17 protein-coding genes are annotated in these 20,773 nt (G+C 55.2%); 4 read left to right on the forward strand and 13 right to left on the reverse strand.

From position 1 onward, the window contains the following. Positions 1 to 114: 114 nt before the first annotated feature. The gene (locus JAO79_RS06865; RefSeq protein ID WP_199006432.1) at positions 115 to 1,905 is read left to right on the forward strand and encodes an acyl-CoA dehydrogenase C-terminal domain-containing protein; all 1,791 of its coding nucleotides are present in this window, start codon (positions 115 to 117) and stop codon (positions 1,903 to 1,905) included. Between the two features lie 92 nt (positions 1,906 to 1,997). On the opposite strand, the gene JAO79_RS06870 is transcribed toward JAO79_RS06865, so the two are convergent. The 4 genes from JAO79_RS06870 to leuS all read right to left on the reverse strand — a co-directional run bounded on the left by JAO79_RS06870 (position 1,998) and on the right by leuS (position 7,072). Beyond that, positions 1,998 to 2,633 carry an endonuclease gene (locus JAO79_RS06870; RefSeq protein WP_199006433.1) on the reverse strand — a complete coding sequence of 212 codons (636 nt, stop codon included), beginning with the start codon at positions 2,631 to 2,633 and terminating at the stop codon, positions 1,998 to 2,000. Between the two features lie 269 nt (positions 2,634 to 2,902). Next, positions 2,903 to 3,910, reverse strand: coding sequence for a DNA polymerase III subunit delta (gene holA, locus JAO79_RS06875; protein ID WP_199006434.1), 1,008 nt, complete (start codon positions 3,908 to 3,910; stop codon positions 2,903 to 2,905). Further along, positions 3,907 to 4,485, reverse strand: coding sequence for an LPS assembly lipoprotein LptE (gene lptE, locus JAO79_RS06880; RefSeq protein WP_199006435.1), 579 nt, complete (start codon positions 4,483 to 4,485; stop codon positions 3,907 to 3,909). The genes holA and lptE overlap by 4 nt, the downstream gene beginning before the upstream one ends. Before the next feature lies 1 nt (position 4,486). Further along, positions 4,487 to 7,072, reverse strand: a complete 2,586-nt coding sequence (leuS, locus tag JAO79_RS06885) for a leucine--tRNA ligase (protein ID WP_199006652.1) — start codon at positions 7,070 to 7,072, stop codon at positions 4,487 to 4,489. Positions 7,073 to 7,225: 153 nt separating this feature from the next. Between leuS and JAO79_RS06890 the strand changes: the two genes are divergently transcribed. Continuing rightward, entirely contained in the window at positions 7,226 to 7,780 is a 555-nt protein-coding gene (locus JAO79_RS06890; RefSeq protein WP_199006436.1) for a zinc ribbon-containing protein, read from the forward strand. A gap of 3 nt (positions 7,781 to 7,783) precedes the next feature. Here JAO79_RS06890 and lnt read toward each other — a convergent pair whose 3' ends face one another. The 5 genes from lnt to miaB all read right to left on the reverse strand — a co-directional run bounded on the left by lnt (position 7,784) and on the right by miaB (position 13,398). Further along, positions 7,784 to 9,331: an apolipoprotein N-acyltransferase gene (gene lnt, locus JAO79_RS06895; protein WP_199006437.1), complete on the reverse strand. Its 1,548-nt coding sequence runs from the start codon at positions 9,329 to 9,331 to the stop codon at positions 7,784 to 7,786. Continuing rightward, on the reverse strand, positions 9,321 to 10,166 hold the full coding sequence (locus JAO79_RS06900; protein WP_199006438.1) for an HlyC/CorC family transporter: 846 nt from the start codon (positions 10,164 to 10,166) through the stop codon (positions 9,321 to 9,323). Before JAO79_RS06900 ends, lnt begins: the two co-directional genes overlap by 11 nt. Next, entirely contained in the window at positions 10,163 to 10,636 is a 474-nt protein-coding gene (ybeY, locus tag JAO79_RS06905; RefSeq protein WP_199006439.1) for an rRNA maturation RNase YbeY, read from the reverse strand. The genes JAO79_RS06900 and ybeY overlap by 4 nt, the downstream gene beginning before the upstream one ends. Then, positions 10,633 to 11,619: a PhoH family protein gene (locus JAO79_RS06910; RefSeq protein WP_199006440.1), complete on the reverse strand. Its 987-nt coding sequence runs from the start codon at positions 11,617 to 11,619 to the stop codon at positions 10,633 to 10,635. The genes ybeY and JAO79_RS06910 overlap by 4 nt, the downstream gene beginning before the upstream one ends. 432 nt (positions 11,620 to 12,051) lie before the next feature. Further along, positions 12,052 to 13,398: a tRNA (N6-isopentenyl adenosine(37)-C2)-methylthiotransferase MiaB gene (gene miaB / locus JAO79_RS06915; RefSeq protein ID WP_199006441.1), complete on the reverse strand. Its 1,347-nt coding sequence runs from the start codon at positions 13,396 to 13,398 to the stop codon at positions 12,052 to 12,054. Between the two features lie 346 nt (positions 13,399 to 13,744). On the opposite strand from miaB, the gene trmH reads away from it, so the two are divergent. Further along, a complete protein-coding gene (trmH, locus tag JAO79_RS06920) occupies positions 13,745 to 14,479 on the forward strand; it encodes a tRNA (guanosine(18)-2'-O)-methyltransferase TrmH (RefSeq protein WP_199006442.1) in 735 nt (244 codons plus the stop codon). 203 nt (positions 14,480 to 14,682) lie between these two features. Here trmH and JAO79_RS06925 read toward each other — a convergent pair whose 3' ends face one another. The 4 genes from JAO79_RS06925 to JAO79_RS06940 form a co-directional block, all read right to left on the reverse strand. Continuing rightward, entirely contained in the window at positions 14,683 to 15,699 is a 1,017-nt protein-coding gene (locus tag JAO79_RS06925) for a nucleoid-associated protein (protein ID WP_199006443.1), read from the reverse strand. Positions 15,700 to 15,971: 272 nt separating this feature from the next. Next, complete coding sequence (gene cysN / locus JAO79_RS06930; RefSeq protein WP_199006444.1) at positions 15,972 to 17,612, reverse strand: sulfate adenylyltransferase subunit CysN; 1,641 nt, start codon at positions 17,610 to 17,612, stop codon at positions 15,972 to 15,974. A 1-nt stretch (position 17,613) separates the two neighbouring features. Next, entirely contained in the window at positions 17,614 to 18,528 is a 915-nt protein-coding gene (cysD, locus tag JAO79_RS06935) for a sulfate adenylyltransferase subunit CysD (RefSeq protein WP_320158942.1), read from the reverse strand. A 174-nt stretch (positions 18,529 to 18,702) separates the two neighbouring features. Beyond that, positions 18,703 to 19,110, reverse strand: coding sequence for a PilZ domain-containing protein (locus JAO79_RS06940; RefSeq protein ID WP_199006446.1), 408 nt, complete (start codon positions 19,108 to 19,110; stop codon positions 18,703 to 18,705). A 302-nt stretch (positions 19,111 to 19,412) separates the two neighbouring features. Here JAO79_RS06940 and rimO point away from each other — a divergent pair, with 302 nt between their 5' ends. Continuing rightward, positions 19,413 to 20,753 carry a 30S ribosomal protein S12 methylthiotransferase RimO gene (rimO, locus tag JAO79_RS06945; protein ID WP_199006447.1) on the forward strand — a complete coding sequence of 447 codons (1,341 nt, stop codon included), beginning with the start codon at positions 19,413 to 19,415 and terminating at the stop codon, positions 20,751 to 20,753. Positions 20,754 to 20,773: the final 20 nt, after the last annotated feature.

Raw genomic sequence — 20,773 nt, forward strand, 5'->3', positions numbered from 1 at the left:
TAACGTTGATACGGACACATTGCCGATCGGGCGGATGTAGCGGGAGCCTTCTCAAGAGGGCCATTGTTTAAGCATACCCCCGAAGAGACTGACTGATTTTCTGGAGAGTTATACATGGCTGATTATCAAGCCCCCCTTCGTGATATGAGTTTCGTACTGAACGAAATGTTTGATGCGCCTGCGCTGTGGGCCTCACTGCCAAGAATTGCTGAAAACGTCGATCCTGAAACGGCCGATGCTATTCTGGAAGAAGCCGGAAAAATCACCAGCGGCGTTCTTGCTCCTCTGAACCGCGAAGCCGACGAGCAAGGCTGCAAGTGGGACGAAGGTGAAGTAACCAGCCCGGAAGGCTTCAAAGAAGCTTATCAAACCATCGTAGAAGGTGGCTGGAACGGCCTGGGCGGCAACCCGGAATTCGGCGGCATGGGCATGCCCAAAACCTTGGTGGCGCAATTTGAAGAAATGATGCAGGGCGCCAACATGGCGTTCGGCCTGGCCCCCATGCTGACTGCTGGTGCCTGCCTGGCGTTGAACGCCCACGGCAGCCAGGAACTGAAAGAAAAGTACCTGCCGAACATGTACTCCGGCGTATGGTCCGGCGCCATGGATCTGACCGAGCCGCACGCCGGTACCGACCTGGGTATTATTCGTACCAAAGCTGAGCCCAACGACGACGGCTCCTTTAACATCACCGGCACCAAGATCTTCATCACTTGGGGCGAGCACGACATGGCGGAGAACATCATCCACCTGGTGCTGGCTAAACTGCCGGATGCCCCGAAAGGTCCGAAGGGCATCTCCTTGTTCCTGGTTCCGAAGTTCATGGTCAACGACGACGGCTCTCTGGGCGAGCGTAATCAGTTCAGCTGTGGTTCCATTGAAAAGAAAATGGGCATCAAAGGTTCTGCGACTTGTGTCATGAACTTTGACGGCGCCAAAGGTTGGTTGGTTGGCGAAGAAAACAAAGGTCTGAACGCCATGTTCACCATGATGAACTACGAGCGTCTGGGTGTTGGTATCCAGGGCATCGGCGCTGCTGAAGCCTCCCTGCAAAGCGCACGTGAATACGCCAACGAGCGTATCCAGAGCCGTGCTCCGACTGGCGCCCAGCAGCCAGAAAAAGCCGCAGACCCGATTCTGGTACACCCGGACGTGCGTCGCATGCTGCTGACCATGAAGAGCTACGTTGAAGGCGGCCGTGCTTTCTCAACATACGTGGCCAAGTGGCTGGACATCTCCAAGTATTCCGACAACGACGAACAGCGCAAGCACGCCGAAGGCATGGTTGCTTTGCTGACGCCGGTTGCCAAAGCCTTCCTGACCGACCGTGGACTGGAAGCCACCATCATCGGCCAGCAGGTCTTCGGTGGTCACGGCTTCATCCGCGAATGGGGCCAGGAGCAGTTGGTTCGTGACTGTCGCATCACCCAGATCTACGAAGGCACCAACGGTATCCAGGCCATGGACCTGATGGGCCGTAAAGTTGTTGCGAGCCAGGGCAAGCTGTTCGAACTCTTCGCAGAAGACGTGAGCGCGTTCATCGAAGAAAACAGCAGTGACGAAGCCTTGCGCCCATACCTGGAGCCGCTGGCGGCCTCCTTGGAGCGACTGGCAGACACCACCGAGCACGTCATCAAGCAGGCGGGTGAAAACCCGAACGCCATCGGCGCTGCTGCCGTGGATTACCTGGACATGTTCGGATACACCGCTCTGGCTTATATGTGGGCGAAAGCGGTTAAAGCCGCTGCACCTAAGGCGGAAGGCGATACCTCCGGCTTCTACACTGGCAAGCTAAAAACAGCACGTTTCTACTTTGAGCGTTTGTTGCCGAAAGCCGTGTCACTGGCTGAAGGAATCCGTAGTGGCAGCGATGCCATGATGGCGCTGGATGCCAACGAGATCTAAAACGATTTCGTAAGTGCGGAAAGTGAAAAAGCAGGCCCAGGTGGCCTGCTTTTTTGTGGATACTTAAACGTCACCTACTCCCAAAGTTTAGGTCACAGGCGATTAATCAGGTCCGGATTGGTCACAAACGGATTCTCGTTACCCTGTATCTCTGCAACCCTGCGATGCCGCGTCAGTTCCTTATCATCCGGCGGATCCATCTTGCTCCAATTCTGGAACACCGGCGTCGCCCCCAGCCACGGCAAATCGTAAGTATCCACCATATAAGCCATGGTACGAGCAACATCACCCTTAATGCGCTCTGGCGGCTCAAAGAACTGATTATTCGTGCGAATGCCGCACTCATCCTTACTGATAGACGTACTCAAATTCTCATAACGTGCCGTTCGGCGCTTCAGCTCAACCCGACTGCGAACCGGAACCATATTGTGCAAATCCGCCGCAATCTGACGATAGCGATCATCCCGCCGACATTGGGACTTGGTGCCGCAATCCAAAGCGGAGCGAATATCCGCGAGCGGATAAATATGCCCGTCGGTCATCACAAAACCCTTGGACTTAAAGGGCTCGTCACAGAAAAAAGAAGAACCGCCGCCGGCATAAAGGTTGCCCCAGAATTCGTTCTTTACGACCGAATCCGGATCACTAAAGCGCGTGTTCTGAGCAATGACTATGCTGGTCGAAAGAGCGACAGCAAGTGTCGTAGGTATGGCTATTGTTTTTTTCATCGTCCATGTGTCTCACATCTACATCGAGTGCCTGGGCCAATTGGAAAACTGGTTGATGGCTAAATGATCAAGTCGCCGGAATTATGGCAGTGTGATTATTTATTAATGTGAAGTATGACACAGTGGTGGTGTGCTGGAACCGGCTTTGGCCTGATTAATGTGTATGTTTGTTACACGTATCTGGCTGAGCGTGACCAAGCTGCGAAGAGGGTAACATCGGGTATCGAGGGCAGGGACGCTCGTAACGCTTCGTGTTCGGTCGGTCCGAATCAGTGAGCGCCCGCAAGCAGGGCGGATAGATCACGAAGATGGTGCCATGGCGGCAGGTCGCCGTACCCTTTGGCGGCCCGGTCGGTCGTGCTGCACAGCGCAATCGCCCGATGTAGTTGCGCAAGGCTTAAGCGTCGTGCGGCCTGTTGAATGGCGCCAGCCCGCTTGGGCTGAAACACTCCGCGCTTTTTCAGAAAGCCCGCAGGGTTATCGCCGGGTGGTAACGCGGTTTTCAGTTCAATGATCAAATGCAAATCGCGAACCAGTACACTCAGCAAACCCAGCGGGTTGTCTCCTTCCTGCTGCAGGATGCCGATGATCTTGCCAGCATGCGCTGCTTTGCCGGCAAGCAATTCCGTAACCAGCTCGAAGCCGTTGAAACGGGCACTGTCCTGTACCGCCATCTCGATGGTTTCTTCATCGATGGTTTTGCCGTCCGAAAGCAATGTGAGCCGGTCAAGCTCCTGGCTGGCGGCAAGCAGATTGCCTTCCAGACGCTCGGCCAGCATCCCCAGCGCCCCACGGGTAATGTGAAGGCCTTGATTGCTTGCCCTTTGTTGCAGCCATCCGCTGAACTTGTCTGAATCCACAGGCCAAACCGGCACATGCACGCCATTCGCCTGCAAATCCTTGTACCATTTTCGTTTGGTTTCGGCGGCGTCGAGTTTGGCGCTGATCAGCAGCAAGACAACGTCTTCAGGCGGAGATTGGAGAATCTGCTCCATAACTTTTCGGCCGTCGCCGAGTTTGCCGGTCGGTAAATGAATTTCGATGCGCCGCTTTTCGGCAAACAACGACATGGCATTGCATTCGTTCGCCACCGAACCCCAGTCAAGTTGCTGGTCGGCGTGGTAGGTCAGGCGATCATGAAAGCCGGCGTTCTTGGCGGCCTTACGGATCTGGTCGCAGCACTCCTGAACCAGCAGGGGTTCGTCGCCCGAGACGAGGTAAACCGGTGCAAGACCCTTTTTTAATGTTTGAGGGAGTTGGCCGGCCTGAATCTTCATGGGGACTCTGAAGGCTTCTGATCAGCTGAATGGGCTTCCAACGCTGCGTCTATACGCTCTTGAGTCATCGGCACCAAGCGGAAAATAACCTGCTGGGCAAGACGGTCGCCGAGCTGCTGTTGGAGCTCTTCTTCCTCCCGCTGTTTGGCGAGAACGTTGGTTTCATCGTAGCGATAGGTTTCGCTGGCGTTGAGATCTGTTGCGGCGATGAGCGGGACGTTATTGGCTGTGAGCAGCTCGATGGTCACAGTGTGGCGCAGCACATACTCGGCGGCTGAAGCCTGAGCAGTAATGGCCGAAGCCCGCCGATCCTGGTTGTAATCCCTGAGTGTGAGCACGTAATCCGCCGTTTCGGCGGGCTCAAGCTCTATGCCACCAAGCGATAATTGCTCGCGAACCGACTCGCAAAAGCGCGCCGGCAAGGAATTAGGGCAGTTCACCGCCAAAGGCTGCAAAGCCGCTGGTACCGGCGAGGTGCCCCTTAACTGAAAGCCGCAGCCGGAAACCGCGACCGCGGTCATCACCGCAAGGAGCGGTAACCGAATGGTTTTCAGAGTCAGAGGCACCCATCTCATATCAGTTAGCTACCACGTTTACGAGCTTGCCCGGAACCACAATCACTTTACGAACTGTTTTGCCGTCGGTAAAGCGTTGTACGTTCTCGTTCTCCAACGCAATCTTTTCAAGATCGTCTTTGCTGATGTCGGCCGGAACACTCTGCTTGGCGCGCACCTTGCCATTCACCTGCAGTACAACTTCAATCTCGCTGCGGACCATGGCGCTTTCGTCAGCAACCGGCCAGCTGGCATCGACTACGGTTTCGCTGTGGCCAAGTGCGTGCCAGAGCTGGTGACAGATGTGCGGAACGATCGGTGACAGTACCAGCACGGCAACATCCAGAGCTTCCTGACGAACCGCGCGGCTCTGAGGTTCATCACCGGCCAGCTTGCTGACTTCATTGAGCAGCTCCATGGTTGCGGCAATGGAGGTGTTGAAGGTCAGGCGACGGCTGATGTCATCGCTGACTTTAGCAATGGTTTCGTGGGTCTTGCGACGCAGGTTTTTCTGGGCGTCGTTCAGGCTCGCCACGTCCAGAGCCGGAGCTTCGCCCTGGCTGGTGTGCTCATGAACAATGCGCCACAGGCGCTTGAGGAAGCGATGAGCGCCTTCAACGCCGCTGTCAGACCATTCCAGAGACTGCTCCGGGGGAGCTGCAAACATCATGAACAAACGTACGGTATCGGCGCCGTGCTCATCGATGATCGACTGCGGGTCGATACCGTTATTTTTCGACTTGGACATCTTGGTCACGCCGCCAATCTCGACCGGCTGACCATCCGATTTCAGAATGGCTCGCACCACCTGGCCTTTGCCGTCGCGCTCGACCGTGACTTCGGACGGGTTGTACCAGGACTTGCCGCCGTTCTCTTCGTTGCGGTAGTAGGTTTCCGCCAACACCATGCCCTGGGTCAGCAGGCGCTTGAACGGCTCGGAGCTGTCTACCAGGCCAACGTCACGCAGCAATTTGTGGAAGAAACGCGCGTACAGCAGGTGCAGGATGGCGTGTTCGATGCCGCCGATGTACTGATCTACCGGCAGCCAGTAGTTGGCCGCGGCTGGGTCCAGCATGCCCTGATCGTAGTTGGGGCTACAGAAGCGGGCGTAGTACCAGGAAGACTCCATGAAGGTGTCGAAGGTGTCGGTTTCCAGAGTGGCTCGCTGACCGTTGAACTCGGTCTTGCACCATTCGATATCGGCCTTGATGGGGGACTGGACACCGTCCATCTCAACGTCTTCGGGCAGGCGTACCGGCAGGCGGTCGTCCGGAACCGGCATTTCGGTGCCGTCTTCCAGAGTCATCATCGGAATAGGTGCGCCCCAGTAACGCTGGCGTGAAACACCCCAGTCACGCAGACGATAGTTTACTGTGCGCTTACCGATGTTGTTTTCTTCCAGGAAGCTGGCAATTTCCTCGAAAGCTTCATCGCTGGTCAGGCCGCTGTATTTACCGGACGAAACCAGAATACCTTTTTCGGTGTAGGCTTTTTCCTGTACGTCGATCTCTTCGTGATCGCTCGGGGCGATGACTTGCTTGACCGGCAGTTTGTACTTGAGCGCGAATTCGTGGTCGCGTTCATCGTGACCGGGAACCGCCATTAGGGCACCTGTGCCGTAGTCCATCAGCACGAAGTTGGCGACCCACACCGGAATTTCTTCCTGAGTCAGCGGATGAATCGCTTTGAAGCCGGTGTCGATGCCTTTCTTCTCCATGGTGGCCATTTCGGCCTCAGCCACTTTGCTGTTGCGGCACTGTTCAACAAACTCGGCCACATCCGGGTGGCGCTCACTGGCGGCTTTGGCTAGCGGATGCTCGGCCGCAACGGCCATGTAACTCACACCCATCAGGGTATCCGGGCGCGTGGTGTAAACGGTCAGGCCGTCTTCGCGATCTTTCAGCGGGAAGGTCAGCTCGGTACCGGTGGATTTGCCGATCCAGTTGCGCTGCATGGTTTTGACCTGTTCGGGCCAGCCGTCGAGGTCTTCCAGATCGTCCAGAAGTTCTTCCGCGTAGTCGGTAATACGGATAAACCACTGAGGAATTTTCTTCTGCTCAACCAGAGCGCCGGAGCGCCAGCCACGGCCATCCACGACCTGCTCGTTGGCAAGCACGGTCTGGTCAACCGGGTCCCAGTTAACGGTGGACATTTTCTTGTACACCAGGCCTTTCTCATAAAGGCGGGCGAAGAACCACTGTTCCCAGCGGTAGTATTCGGGATCACAGGTGGCCAGTTCCCGATTCCAGTCGTACCCGAAACCCAGCTGCTTGAGCTGGTTCTTCATGTATTCAATGTTGGAACGGGTCCATTTGGCGGGTGCAGTCTTGTTGGCAATGGCGGCGTTTTCGGCGGGTAGACCGAAGGCGTCCCAGCCCATGGGCTGCATAACGTTTTTGCCCTGCATGCGCTGGTAGCGTGAGATCACGTCGCCGATGGTGTAGTTGCGCACGTGGCCCATGTGCAGCTTGCCGCTCGGGTACGGGAACATAGACAGGCAGTAGTACTTGGGCTTGCTCGGATCTTCTACAACCTTGAAGGTTTCGTTGGTTTCCCAGAAGTCACGGGCGGTCTGTTCTACATCGCTTGGATTGTATTGCTCGTCCAGTCCTGCCATTACCAAAATTACCCTGTGTCAGAATGATGTTCGAAAAGGCCGAACATTCTAACGCACCCGCGGCTTAACAGGTAGTCTGCCAATTTGTCGGACTTGTGCCAGACTTCCTATTGTTGAAGTTTTTCAGCCGATGAGAGGTCGAACATGACAGAACCCGAGCGCAACCATCTTTCTGGTAAGGCTCTTGAGGCCTATGACCGAATGCTGGAACGTGTGCAATCTCGCTTGCATATGCTTCAGGAAACCTCCGCGCAGACTTTGGAGGAGGAGATTCAGAAAGCCGTCGAGTTCGAATACGAACTGGAAGAAATGACCCGCGAAGAAGCCGACTTGTTAGGTGCGTATCTCAAGCGAGATCTGGAACACCTGATGCACTTTGTCGAAGAAACCGGGGAAGGTTTGAAAGAGTGGCTGCAACTGGACATCTCATTGCTGGAGCAAACCCTGACTGACAGGTTGCTGTCAGTAGCCGACCAGACTCTGGTAGACACGCTGGCGCTGAAGCAGAAGCTCGAAAACGAGGAAGTAGGGCAGTACATCGCTGGGGAAGTGGCTACGGCGGGAATGTTCCGGTGCCTGAACTGCAGTCATATGCTGTGCCTGACCAAAACCAGCCATCTTGAACCGTGTGAGGCCTGCGACTCGCACTATTTTGAGCGGGTAACGAGTCGCTGGCCAAATAAGGCCGAAAAGGACTGAGGATCAACGCTTCGGTATCACCCGTTCCCGCACGAAGACGATGAGAATCAGCGCCAGAGTGAGTACCGGCCACGAGCCGGTTTGCATGTAGGGCGTGCTGCCACTGGCCGTGAACACTTCGCCGGTCAGCACGGTACGCTTGAACTGGGGGGCGCGCTCTGTCATCTGGCCTTTTTCATTGATGATGGTGGTGACGCCGTTGTTGGTGCCACGCAGCATATAGCGACCGGTTTCCAGAGCGCGCATGCGAGCCAGCTGGAGGTGTTGCAGCGGGCCGATGGAGTCACCGAACCAGCCATCATTACTGATGGTGAGCAACAGTCCGGAGTTGCGGGCGTTGAAGGCCACGAAATCCGGGTAAGCCACCTCATAGCAAATGTACGGCATCACGTTAGTGCCATTGGCTTGCAATGGCGATTGGTTACTTGGGCCGGGCGAAAAGCTGCTCATGGGCAGATCGAAAAAACCGATCAGACCTCTGAGCAGGCCCTCCAGCGGAACGTACTCGCCGAACGGTACCAGTTTTTGTTTGTGATAGATGCCGTCACCGTTACCCAGCGCCATGATGCTGTTGTGGAAGGTGTTACCCGCTTTCTTCTCGCTGTAGCCATACCAGGGAATGCCGGTAATCAACGTGCTGTTTTCACCCAGTCGTTCCTGAATGTGGGCGAAGATCGGCCCGGCTTGATCCTGTGGAATCGGGATCGCGGTTTCTGGCCACAGAATGATATCAGCTTGCCAGTGTTCCTCGGTCATACCCAGATAGGTGACGATCTGGTCGCGCAGGAAATCCGGATCCCACTTGATCTGTTGGGGGATGTTGCCTTGCATGGTGACAAAACTGGCCGGTTCCTCGCTGATCTCGGTCCAGTCGATTTTATTCAATGCCGGTGCCACGACCCACGGCAGCAGGGCCACCACAATGGTTGCGGCCGCTGCTTTGGTGCGACCGGCACGCAGCAGCCACCAGAATGCATAAGCGGCCGCGGCTGTGGCGGTTACCCAGAAGGTGATGCCGTGAACGCCAGTGACCGGCGCCAGGCCCGCAAGAGGGCCGTCGGTATGAGCAGTGCCCAGATAAAGCCAGGGAAAACCGGTGAGCAGCCAGCCGCGCAACCAGTCGCCCAATAGCCAGATTGCGGGAAACAGGATCAACCGGCGAATCAGGTTTTGTTTTGCCAGTTTGCCCCAGAACCAGAACGCCAGCCCGTGAAACAGCGCGAGGCCTGCCACAAATAAAACCATCAAGATAACCGCGACCGGAACGGGCGTGTTGCCGTGCTCGCTGATGCTGATATAGATCCAGCTGGCGCCAGAGCCAAACAAACCCAGACCCACCAGCCAGCCTGCGCGGAACAGTTTTTCAGAAGGTTGGTGCAGCGCTACCAGAAGAATCAGAAACGCCGACAGCGGCCCGAGCCACCAGAGGTGGAACGGGGAGAAGGTCAGCGTTTGCACAGCGCCGGCGATCAGGAGGATCGCCGAGCTGAACCAGGGGTTGGCTGAAAACTTGAGATTTAGCGGGTGGCTTGGGGAAGGCTCATGAGTCACTTCGGGTTACCTGCAGCAAACGGATGACACGGTTATCGGCGTTGGCAATGGTAAACTGCAAGCCGCCGAATTCAACCGTTTCACCGCGTCTGGGCAGGTGGCCAAACTCTTTTAGGACCAATCCACCAATAGTATCGAACTCTTCTTCGTCCATGCCGGTTTCGAAGAATTCGTTGAAATCATCGATCGGGGTAACAGCTTTCACCGCGTAGGTGCCATCGCCTCGGGCCTTGATATGGGTTTCTTCGTCGAAGTCATGCTCGTCTTCGATCTCGCCGACAATCTGCTCGAGTACATCCTCGATGGTGATCAGGCCGGCGGTGCCGCCGTACTCATCAACAACGATCGCCATGTGATTGCGATTTTCTTTGAATTCCTTGAGCAGCTGGTTCAGACGCTTGCTCTCGGGCACAAAGGTTGGTGGTCGGAGGATTTCGCGGATATGAGACCAATCCAGCCCGTCATCGAGGGCCAGCGGCAATAAATCTTTCGCCAGCAATACGCCGAGGATGTCGTCCGGGCTTTCACCGATCACCGGGAATCGGCTGTGGGCAGAGGCAATGATATCGGGAAGAAATTCTTTCGGCTCCTGAGAGGCCTTGACGGTGATCATCTGTGAGCGTGGAATCATGATTTCCTCCACGCGCATATCAATCACCTGCATCGCACCTTCAATAATACTCATTGAATCGGTATCGATGATTTCCTGGGATTCGGCATCCCTCAGAATTTCCAGTACGTCCTCAACGGACTCCGGCCCACTGGAAAAGGCCTGTGAAATACGCTCCAGCCAGGACTTGTTGCCCTGACTGCGACTCGACTGATCGTCGCTCATGAGTCTTTTTCCGTTTCCTCTGCTTCGTAAGGGTTAGCAAACCCGAGCTGCGCAAGCAGCTGGATTTCGAGGCTCTCCATAACCTCGGCATCACTGTCTTCAATGTGGTCGTAGCCCTGAAGGTGCAGCATGCCGTGGATCACCATATGGGCCCAGTGGGCCACAGGTTCTTTATGCTGTTCCCGGGCTTCTTTTTCAACAACCGGCGCGCAAATAACAAGATCACCCGCCAGAGAAAATGTTATACCCGCTGGTGCCTCAAATGGAAAGGACAAAACATTGGTGGGTTTGTCCTTTCCACGGTACTGAAGGTTCAGTGATTGGCTTTCTTCCACGTCAACGATGCGAATCGTCACCTCGGAATCTGCATCACCCTGCCAGGCAATCCCGGCCCATTTCTGAAAGCTGGATAGCTCAGGAATGCCTTCGCCTTCGAAGGCATTTTGAAAATCAACGGTCAACTGGCTCATGTGCGCGGGCCGCTTCCGTCGTTAAAGGAATCGTAAGCTTCAACAATGCGTTGAACCAACGGATGACGAACCACGTCTTTAGACTCGAAACGGGTAAACCCGATACCCCGTACGTTGCTCAAAACGCTGGCCGCATGGATCAGCCCGGAATCCTGACCTCGCGGCAAATCCACCTGCGTGGTGTCGCCGGTAATCACCGCAGTAGAGCCAAACCCGATTCGGGTCAGGAACATTTTCATTTGTTCCCGGGTGGTGTTTTGGCTTTCGTCCAAAATGATAAACGAGTTGTTGAGCGTACGGCCACGCATAAACGCCAGCGGCGCAATCTCGATCACACTTTTCTCGATCAACCGGGTGGTTTGCTCGAACCCGAGCATTTCGTAAAGCGCGTCGTAAAGCGGGCGCAGATATGGGTCTACCTTTTGGGCAAGGTCACCCGGCAAAAAGCCCAGTTTCTCGCCAGCTTCGACCGCAGGGCGCACCAGCAAAATGCGTTTCACCTGCTCATCTTTCAGAGCTTCCACCGCGCAGGCTACGGCTAACCAGGTTTTACCGGTACCTGCCGGGCCAATGCCAAAGTTGATGTCGTGGGTGCGAACGCTGTGAACATACTTCTGCTGGTTCAGCCCCCGGGGCTTAGCCGTCAACTTGGGTGTTTTGATGACGGTAATTTGCCCTTCGTTATAAGGTACGTCGTCCGGCAGCCGCTCTAGCCCGGTTTCCCGAATAAACAGGTGTACGGTATCTGGTGCGATATCGTCCACAGCTTCGGTTTCCCGGTACATGTGGCGAATAACTTCGGTGGCTGCGGCGACGTTTTCAGTGGCACCCTCAACCCGGAAGTGGTGGCCGCGACGGCCGACTTTCACCTGCAGTCGCTTTTCGATCATCTTCAGGTGTTCATCAAATTGCCCGCACAGCGTGGTGAGACGTCGCTGGTCTACGGGGTGCAGGTCAAATTGTCTGCTGTCTTGAGTGTTCAATCTTACTCCGTATTGGTTTGCTTCCCTCGTTTCAAGAGGGAGTCAGCATTTCCAAGTTAGTGCGTTGGTTCAGTGTTGGTAAGGCTTTCCAAAAAACGCCACGTAAATACGTCCGTGTAGGGCTTCGTCGCGCCATCCCTGGCGCTCCAGATTTTTGGAAAGCCTTACCAACACTGAACCGTTCAAATAATGTGCAGGCTCGATAGTGAAAAAACAAGTGCAGGTCTATTACCTTTTGCGGTTTTAGGCCTTTGGTTTTTTTCATGCCATCGTGAAGTTGAAAGGAGGTGGGTTGGTGAAGCCTCCCAAAAATGTGCGGAGCCATGGATGGCGGAGCAGAAGCGCCACATGGATGTGCCGAAGGAGCGGTTTTTGGGAGGCTGCATCAACCCGCCTCCCATCACCGCACCAACATCACATGGGGGCCAAAACCTAGTACATCGCCGAATCCACAGGCACACCACGCAAGGAGTTCGCGTAAGCCTCGACAATCTCCACATCGATAAAGTGCCCGACGATCTCCGGGTTTTCGTGGCGGAAATTCACAATCCGGTTGTTTTCGGTGCGGCCTGAGTATTCACCAGGATCTTTCTTGGAAAGCCCGGTAACCAGAATGCGCTGAGTGGATCCAACCATCTTGCGGCTGATGTCCATCACCGTCTGGTTGATGCGATCCTGTAGAATCTTCAGACGCTGCTTTTTCACTTCCATCGGCGTATCGTCAGGCAAATCCGCCGCCGGTGTACCCGGGCGAGCGCTGTAAATGAAACTGAACGACATATCAAAACCGATGTCGTTGATCAGCTTCATGGTGTCCTCGAAATCTTTATCGGTTTCACCGGGGAAGCCAATAATGAAATCAGACGAGAAACTGATATCCGGGCGAATCTTGCGCAGACGGCGCAGCTTGGATTTGTACTCCAAAGCCGTGTGGCCACGTTTCATGGCCGCCAGAATGCGATCGGAACCGCTTTGTACTGGCAGGTGCAGGTGGCTGACCAACTCGGGAACCCGCTCATACACTTCGATCAGAGAATCGCTAAATTCTACCGGGTGAGAGGTGGTGTAGCGGATACGGTCGATGCCATCGATGGTGGCGATCAGCTCAACCAGCTCCGCCATGTCCATCACATCACCATCGTGGGTTTCGCCACGGTAGGCGTTGACGTTCTGGCCCAGCAGGTTAACCTCACGCACGCCCTGACTGGCCAGGTGAGCAACCTCTGCAATCACATCATCCACTGGGCGGCTGACTTCTTCACCGCGGGTGTAGGGCACCACGCAGAAAGTGCAGTACTTGCTGCAGCCTTCCATGATGGAAACAAACGCAGACGGGCCATCAGCGCCGGGGTCCGGCAGGTTGTCGAATTTTTCGATTTCCGGGAAACTCACGTCAACCACACCAACGCCGTTACCTTTGGCGCGCACTTCAGTGATCATATCCGGCAAGCGATGCAGGGTTTGTGGGCCGAAGACCATATCGACATACGGTGCCCGGTCGATGATCGCCTGACCTTCCTGGCTTGCCACACAGCCGCCGACGCCGATGATGGTGTCGGGCTTGTCGCTTTTGAGTTTTTTCCAACGGCCGAGTTGGTGGAACACTTTTTCCTGAGCTTTTTCACGGATGGAGCAGGTGTTCAGCAGCAGAATGTCGGCGTCTTCTGGTGAGTCGGTCATTTCGACGGGCTCGCCAGTTTTGAGTAGGTCTGCCATGCGGGCGGAGTCGTACTCGTTCATTTGGCAGCCGTGGGTTTTGATGTACAGCTTCTTGGCCATGGGTCTCACGCGGTTTGGTGTATGTTGCGCCGGATGTGGTGTTTTTGGCGCTGGCAAAAATTGGACGGCACATTATACCGGCGTGATTAAACTTCAACCACCGTTGTCTCGGTATTCCTTACCAAACACTGTGCTATTATTCTCGGCCTTGGTGTTAGAAGGCTTTTGGGGTGGGTTTTCCAAAAACCGCTACGAGCACATCCATGTGCGCTTCTCTCCGGCCATCCATGGCCTACGAAATTTTTGGAAAACCCACCCCAAAACCCTTCCCCGACAGTCGGAGCTGGAGTCTTCAAGGTATTTGATTGCTTCGTGATCGCTCCTGTAACTATACGAAACTCGAAATATGACCCCCGAACGCCTCGCCCGAATCAAACACATCCTCGACACCCGCCAGCCAGACCTTCGGGTGCTGACCGATCAGGTGCATAAACCCAGAAACCTCTCCGCCATCATCCGTTCCTGCGATGCCTTCGGGTTGGCCAATATGCACGTGGTGTGGCCGAAAGAAGGCTTCCGGGCGTTCAGGAAAACCGCCGGTGGCAGTTACCACTGGGTCACCACCCACACTCATACGACCATGAAAGAAGCGGTGGCCGAGTTGAAAGGGCAGGGCCATAAAATCTATGCCGCTCAGCTGTCAGACCGTGCCGTGGATTTTCGGGATGTGGATTTTACCGTGCCCTGTACGATTATCATGGGCAATGAAGTAGATGGGGTGAACCCGGTTACCGCCGAACAAGCAGATGAGCACATCGTGGTGCCGATGATGGGGATGGTGGAATCGCTAAACGTGTCGGCGGCCTGTTCAATCATCCTCTCGGAAGCCCAGAGGCAGCGGAAACTGGCAGGCATGTTTGACCAGCGGCGGATGCCGGAGGATGAATACAACCGCTTGCTGTTCGCATGGTGCCAACCCACGGTCAAGCGCTACTGCGACGACCGAAACCTGCCGTACCCGCCCATCGACCACGAAACCGGTGATCTAATCGACGGCGTAGGCTGGATGCAAGAAGTCAGAAAACTAAGAGCCAATCGCCCCAGATGGGACGATGAAAAAGAGCCGTTAACAGAGGGGTAGGCGGCAGCGACACCAACGCAAGATAAGATTTTTCTTTAAATCTTTTTCCTTAAATCAGTATCCCAAAAAATTCTGCCGGTGTGGGGTGAGGATTCTTTTTTCCGCCGGAAAAAGATGTCTGAGCGAAGCGAGTTATTTTTCCAAGGAAAAAAGAATCCTCACCCCGCAACCCGCCCCCAAACCTTCAGGCTACATAAACCAGATCACTCCTCACGAGCCTCAAGATACCGCTGCAACTGCTCCCGCAAAGCCTTAGGCAAACGAGTAATCGTCAGCGCATCCTTGTCGCGATCGTAATACACCGCCTGATTCACCAAATCCGATGAAAACGAAACACTCATCCCCCCGCCAGAACCGGCGATACGTACCAGCTTCTTCACCTTGCGGTGGTCCGGATGCAAAACGCCGGTTTCCGGCATCTCCACAGTCTTGCTGGCGAACTCTTTAAAACGCTCAGGCTGGCTCTCGTCCAGATAACTGGACAAAGCCTCAATCGCCACCGGCTCACCCAAAGCATGCTGGTCTTTACAGAACTCATAAGCCTTGGCACGAACTTCACCGGCTTTCTCCGGCTCGCTGGTCTTTGCAAAAGCCTCGACCGCATCCAGGAACGTGGTGGTTTCTTTCTCCACATCCACGCTATTGGTGAAAGCACACAAACGAATAAACAACTCACCGGGGTCACCCGTGCCCCGGGCGTGCACCAGGGTCATGTAGTTGTCGCTGTCTTTGCCATCGCGCCAATCGTCCAACTCAATGCGCACGGCAAGGTTCAGGCGGGACAAGCTCAGAACATCGGTCGCGTCCAGCTTCTGGCTGCCATCGAAACGCATCGCGCTATCCGTTTCCAGAATAAACAGATACACCACCTCCGAATCGGCCAAAGCGTCGTGCGCCACCATCAGGTGGCCATCAAACTCCTCCTGACTGCCATTCAGAAGTTCCTGCCACTGGCCAAACAACCGATCAGTCATCGCCGCAAACGTTTGCTTGTCTTCCAGGTAGTCCTTCAGCCACGCGCTGAACGGGCACTCACCAACGTCTTCGGAGAAGCGACCGTATTTTTTCCCTGGCTTGCTGTTAAACAACCGCTTCATCTGCTTGTGCAGCGCCTCGTAATCGCCACCGGGCTCCTGCAAGGCCTCACCGGCAACAAGGCGGGCAGGTTGGCCCGGCTGATACTGGCTGGCGAAAGCGGTACGGAGGTGTTTGATGGCCATATTACGATCCTGTCGGTTGTACGAGATTCAGATGGCGCAGATGATGCCACGGATCGAAAAGGGATTCATTTATAGAATGTACGGAGAGGGGAGCATTGAGGGAAATCAGCAGAAGATGTGCCCACGCGAACACGGATCCTGGACGGCGGCGGGGTGAGGGTTTCTTTTTCTGCCGGAAAAAGATGTCTGAGCGAAGCGAGTTATTTTTCCAAAGAAAAAGAAACCCTCACCCCGGCAGCCCGCCCGCCAAAGTAAGGGAATCTCATTTTAGATCAAAGCGCCCGAAGCAACCCAGAAACCGCCTCGGCAATCTCCGCCTCGCTATCTGCAGAAACGCTGGTATTAGCAATGTCAGTGCCCAGATTCACCGCCACAGCAATCAGCCCGTGCGCGGTAAGCAGCTGGGAAACACGGCGGCGCTCATCGGCATCGCCGGTATTCTCTTCAGACACCACCACCGACGTGCGCCCCTGATCGAACAACGCCCGCTCGACCGCCAACGCCAAAGCCGGAGCTTGCTTACCATTACACGCAATGATCGTCGGCTTCTGAGCCAAGCGGCGCTCGCGCTCTTCCGCAGTGACCGGGTCGAGCGATTCCAAACCATCGGCCAGCCCAGCGATCATGCCCGCACCAACCGTGACGTTGGTCAAACGGTCGATAACAATGAAACTGCCGGTCGCGTGATTGCGCTGGTACGCATCAAACGCGACAGGCTGGTTCAGGGTCAGTTCACACAGGCCAATCTCATTGAGCTGAAGCTGGCTCGGATTCGGGTTCTGCTCCAACGAGTTTACGTCGGTCTGATGGTGAATCTTCTTCACCGTACCCGAGGTAAAGGTAGGCCCGAGCTTGATGTCATACAGACGGCCGGTTTCCAGTGGTGCGTCGGTCATCCAAACGATATTGGCGTTGAAACGATTGGCCACTTGCGGCTCGTCGTCCGCCTTCACCAACATATCGCCACGGCTGATATCGATCTCGTCTTCGAGGGTCAGGGTAACCGCCTGGTCGATGTAGGCTTCGTCGAGGTTGCCGTCAAAGGTGACGATTTCTTTTACCTTACTGGTACGGCGCGAGGGCAGGGCCATCACGGTTTCGCCCGGGCGGATCACGCCAGAGGCGATGGTGCCGCAGAAGCCTCGGAAGTTGAGGTTAGGGCGGTTGACGTATTGCACCGGAAAACGGAAATGCTCGAGGTTCTTGTCACGAGACACTTCAACGGTTTCAAGGATCTCCATCAACGGCTGGCCGGTAAACCATGGCGTATTTTCGCTCCGGTTCACCACGTTGTCGCCATCCAGAGCGGAAAGCGGCACGAAACGGATGTCTTTGAGGCCCAGTTTGCTGGCAAACGCCAGATACTCTTCGCGAATCTCGTTAAAGCGCTCTTCGCTGAAATCCACCAGGTCCATCTTGTTCACCGCCACTACAATGTGGCGAATGCCTTGCAGCGAGGCGATGAAGGAATGGCGGCGGGTTTGAGTCATCACGCCGTGGCGGGCGTCGATCATCAGGATCGCCAGCTGGGCCGTAGACGCGCCGGTGGCCATGTTGCGGGTGTATTGCTCATGGCCCGGGGTGTCGGCAATGATGAATTTGCGTTTGTCAGTGCTGAAATAGCGGTAGGCCACGTCAATGGTGATGCCTTGCTCACGCTCAGCTTGCAAGCCGTCAACCAGCAGAGCCAGATCAAGCTTTTCACCGGTCGTGCCCATCTTGGCACTATCGGATTTCAGACTTGCCATGTGATCTTCGTAGATCATCTTGGTGTCGTGCAACAGGCGGCCAATCAGTGTGCTTTTGCCGTCATCAACGCTGCCGCAGGTCAACAGGCGCAGCAGCTCTTTGTTCTCGTGTTGTTTCAGGTACGACAGAATATCGTCGGCGATCAGTTCAGACTGGTGTGACATCTTAGAAGTACCCTTCCCGCTTTTTCTGTTCCATGGAGCCGGCTGAATCGTGGTCAATAACCCGCCCCTGACGTTCGGAGCTGGTGGCCAGCAGCATTTCTTGAATAATCTCTGGCAGTGTTGTGGCTTCAGACTCGATGGCCCCGGTCAGCGGGTAGCAACCCAGTGTGCGGAAGCGCACCGATTTCATCATCGGCTTCTCGCCGTCTTTCAGCGGCATGCGGTCGTCATCCACCATGATCAGGGTGCCATCGCGCTCGACAACCGGCCGAACGGCCGAGTAGTACAGAGGTACGATGTCGATGTTTTCCAGATAGATGTACTGCCAGATATCCAGCTCGGTCCAGTTTGAAAGCGGGAAAACCCGAATGCTTTCGCCCTTGTTTACCTTGCCGTTGTAGGTGTTCCAAAGCTCCGGACGCTGATTCTTCGGATCCCAGCGATGGTGCTCGTCCCGGAACGAATACACCCGTTCTTTGGCGCGTGACTTCTCTTCGTCGCGGCGTGCGCCACCAAAGGCTGCGTCGAACTTGTATTTGTCCAAGGCCTGTTTGAGGGCCTGGGTTTTCATCACGTCAGTGTGCTTGGCGCTGCCATGGGTGAACGGCCCGATGCCTTGCTTAACGCCTTCTTCATTGGTGTGAACAATCAGGTCCAGGCCGTAGCGGCTCACCTGCTTGTCACGGAACTCGATCATGTCCCGGAATTTCCACGTGGTATCGACGTGCATCAACGGGAACGGTGGTTTGCCCGGGTAAAAGGCCTTGAGTGCCAGATGCAGCATCACGGCCGAGTCTTTGCCGACGGAGTAAAGCATGACCGGGTTATCAAACTCGGCCGCCACTTCTCGGATTATGTGGATGCTTTCGGCTTCCAGCTGTTTCAGATGGGTGAGATTGTATGTGGTCATGGTCATCCGTTGCCGCAGAGGGGCTTTTAATGGCTGTAATCAGAAGAGCAACTATAACAGGCGGCTATAGGGTATAAGAAGATGTCTGATAAGAATTTTAGGTTCTAATGATATGGCGTGGGAATGATCGCAGAGGTGTAATGAGGGCCGTGAATCCTTGGCCCTCAATAGGTCTGGGTGTCAGGATTGCCGGGATTCGTTAAAGAGTTTGCCAATGTACTGGTCGATGTACACGAAGCCATTGCCTTCAAAGCTCCGGAATTGCAGGCCGATGTGGAATTGGTCGCGGGCAATTCGGCGGATGTGCACAACATTGCTTTCGGCCACGATGGTGACAGGCTGCGCCGGAAGAACGGGCACCGGGAAACGAGCGATAAGCTCAACAGGGTTCTTGGGGGCGGGCGGCAACATGCTGGGAATCAGCGATTTGGCGGTTTGAGCATCGCACTGAACCATAACACCGGTGCGGGATATATTGGCTATTTCGCACTGGAATTGGCGGCCGTCCGCCTTCTCGAGTGTGATCTCCGAGGACACGTCTACCCGCTGCTGGTTCCGTAAATTAGGTTTTGCATCGAGAGGCTTCATAGTGATTCTTCTTGCGTTTGACGAATCGAAAGTCGTTGCGTGTCCCATTATGTTTTGCGCCAGCTTTTAGTGTATTCTTGTTTGTTTAAAAAGTGATCAAATATAATTGTGCAGTAGATTGTGACACGTTCGCAACAGAAAATGTGAACGAGGTGTCACAAATCTCGCATTCTGTCAGCACACTCGATGCGAGCCCCCATGATTAAGTGTTGTCTGCAAGGCTGCAGTTGATGAGCCGCTGATGTAAAATCGCGCCCCTACATTCATCAGGAGCATTGCTCCGGGATTCCTGAAGATACGTTATGACCGAGAAGACAGAAAATGCCGCCCAAGGCGGAAAAGTTGGTTTTATCAGCCTGGGTTGCCCGAAGGCACTGGTTGATTCTGAGCGGATCCTGACCCAGCTGCGTCTGGACGGATACGACGTGGTGCCAACCTATAACGACGCTGATGTGGTAGTGGTGAATACCTGCGGGTTTATTGATGCTGCCAAGCAGGAATCTCTGGATGCGATTGGTGAAGCCATTAACGAAAACGGCAAAGTCATTGTAACCGGCTGTATGGGGGCAGAAGCGGATACCATCCGCGAAGCCCACCCGGATGTACTGGCGGTGTCCGGGCCGCACGCCTATGAGGAAGTGGTTGGAGCTGTGCACCAATACGTGCCACCCCAGAAGAACCACGATCCGTTTGTGGATCTGGTGCCACCGCAAGGCGTTAAGCTGACGCCCCGGCACTATGCGTATTTGAAAATTTCCGAAGGCTGCAACCACCGCTGCACCTTCTGCATTATTCCGTCGATGCGCGGCGATCTTGTCAGTCGTCCCATCGGCGATGTCATGGAGGAAGCGCAGCGTCTGGTAGATGCGGGCGTGAAAGAGTTGTTGGTGATTTCCCAGGACACCTCAGCCTACGGTGTGGATATCAAATATCGCACCGGCTTCTGGCAGGGCCGACCGCTGAAAACCAAGATGCAGGCATTGTGTGAGGCCTTGGGCGAGCTGGGCGTATGGGTGCGACTGCATTACGTTTACCCGTACCCCCATGTTGACGACATCATTCCCCTGATGGCCGAAGGCAAGATTCTTCCGTATCTGGATATTCCGTTCCAGCACGCCAGCCCGAAGGTGCTCAAGGCGATGAAGCGCCCGGCCCACGACAGCAAAACCCTGGACCGCATCCGCAAGTGGCGTGAGATTTGTCCAGAGCTGACCATCCGTTCGACCTTCATTGTGGGCTTCCCGGGCGAAACCGAAGAAGATTTCCAGTACCTGCTGGATTGGCTGGACGAAGCGCAGCTTGATCGTGTGGGCGCGTTCACCTACAGCCCGGTTGAGGGGGCCACCGCAAACGAGCTGGAAGGTGCCGTTCCTGAAGAGGTGAAAGAAGAGCGTCTTGCGCGCTTCATGCAGAAGCAGGCCGAGATTTCAGCGGCCCGCCTGCAAGCCAAGGTTGGAAAGACCATCGACGTGCTGATTGACGAGGTGGATGAGGAGGGTGCCATTGGCCGATCCAAGGCCGACGCGCCGGAAATCGACGGTATGGTTTACCTGAACGACGTGACCGATGTGCAACCCGGGCAAATCGTGAAGGCCGTGGTTGAACACGCCGACGAGCACGACCTGTGGGCAACGTTGGTGTGATGCGTTGAGTTGAAACAAAA

Source organism: Marinobacter litoralis, assembly GCF_016427555.1.
GTDB classification, from domain to species: domain Bacteria; phylum Pseudomonadota; class Gammaproteobacteria; order Pseudomonadales; family Oleiphilaceae; genus Marinobacter; species Marinobacter litoralis_A.

What these genes read in the sequence shown, in the direction of transcription:
- JAO79_RS06865 (WP_199006432.1), top strand. Translation starts at nt 115, where the DNA reads ATGGCTGATTATCAAGCCCCCCTTCGTGATATGAGTTTCGTACTGAAC.
- JAO79_RS06870 (WP_199006433.1), bottom strand. Translation starts at nt 2,633, where the DNA reads ATGAAAAAAACAATAGCCATACCTACGACACTTGCTGTCGCTCTTTCG.
- holA (WP_199006434.1), bottom strand. Translation starts at nt 3,910, where the DNA reads ATGAAGATTCAGGCCGGCCAACTCCCTCAAACATTAAAAAAGGGTCTT.
- lptE (WP_199006435.1), bottom strand. Translation starts at nt 4,485, where the DNA reads ATGAGATGGGTGCCTCTGACTCTGAAAACCATTCGGTTACCGCTCCTT.
- JAO79_RS06890 (WP_199006436.1), top strand. Translation starts at nt 7,226, where the DNA reads ATGACAGAACCCGAGCGCAACCATCTTTCTGGTAAGGCTCTTGAGGCC.
- JAO79_RS06900 (WP_199006438.1), bottom strand. Translation starts at nt 10,166, where the DNA reads ATGAGCGACGATCAGTCGAGTCGCAGTCAGGGCAACAAGTCCTGGCTG.
- ybeY (WP_199006439.1), bottom strand. Translation starts at nt 10,636, where the DNA reads ATGAGCCAGTTGACCGTTGATTTTCAAAATGCCTTCGAAGGCGAAGGC.
- miaB (WP_199006441.1), bottom strand. Translation starts at nt 13,398, where the DNA reads ATGGCCAAGAAGCTGTACATCAAAACCCACGGCTGCCAAATGAACGAG.
- trmH (WP_199006442.1), top strand. Translation starts at nt 13,745, where the DNA reads ATGACCCCCGAACGCCTCGCCCGAATCAAACACATCCTCGACACCCGC.
- JAO79_RS06925 (WP_199006443.1), bottom strand. Translation starts at nt 15,699, where the DNA reads ATGGCCATCAAACACCTCCGTACCGCTTTCGCCAGCCAGTATCAGCCG.
- cysN (WP_199006444.1), bottom strand. Translation starts at nt 17,612, where the DNA reads ATGTCACACCAGTCTGAACTGATCGCCGACGATATTCTGTCGTACCTG.
- cysD (WP_320158942.1), bottom strand. Translation starts at nt 18,528, where the DNA reads ATGACCATGACCACATACAATCTCACCCATCTGAAACAGCTGGAAGCC.
- JAO79_RS06940 (WP_199006446.1), bottom strand. Translation starts at nt 19,110, where the DNA reads ATGAAGCCTCTCGATGCAAAACCTAATTTACGGAACCAGCAGCGGGTA.
- rimO (WP_199006447.1), top strand. Translation starts at nt 19,413, where the DNA reads ATGACCGAGAAGACAGAAAATGCCGCCCAAGGCGGAAAAGTTGGTTTT.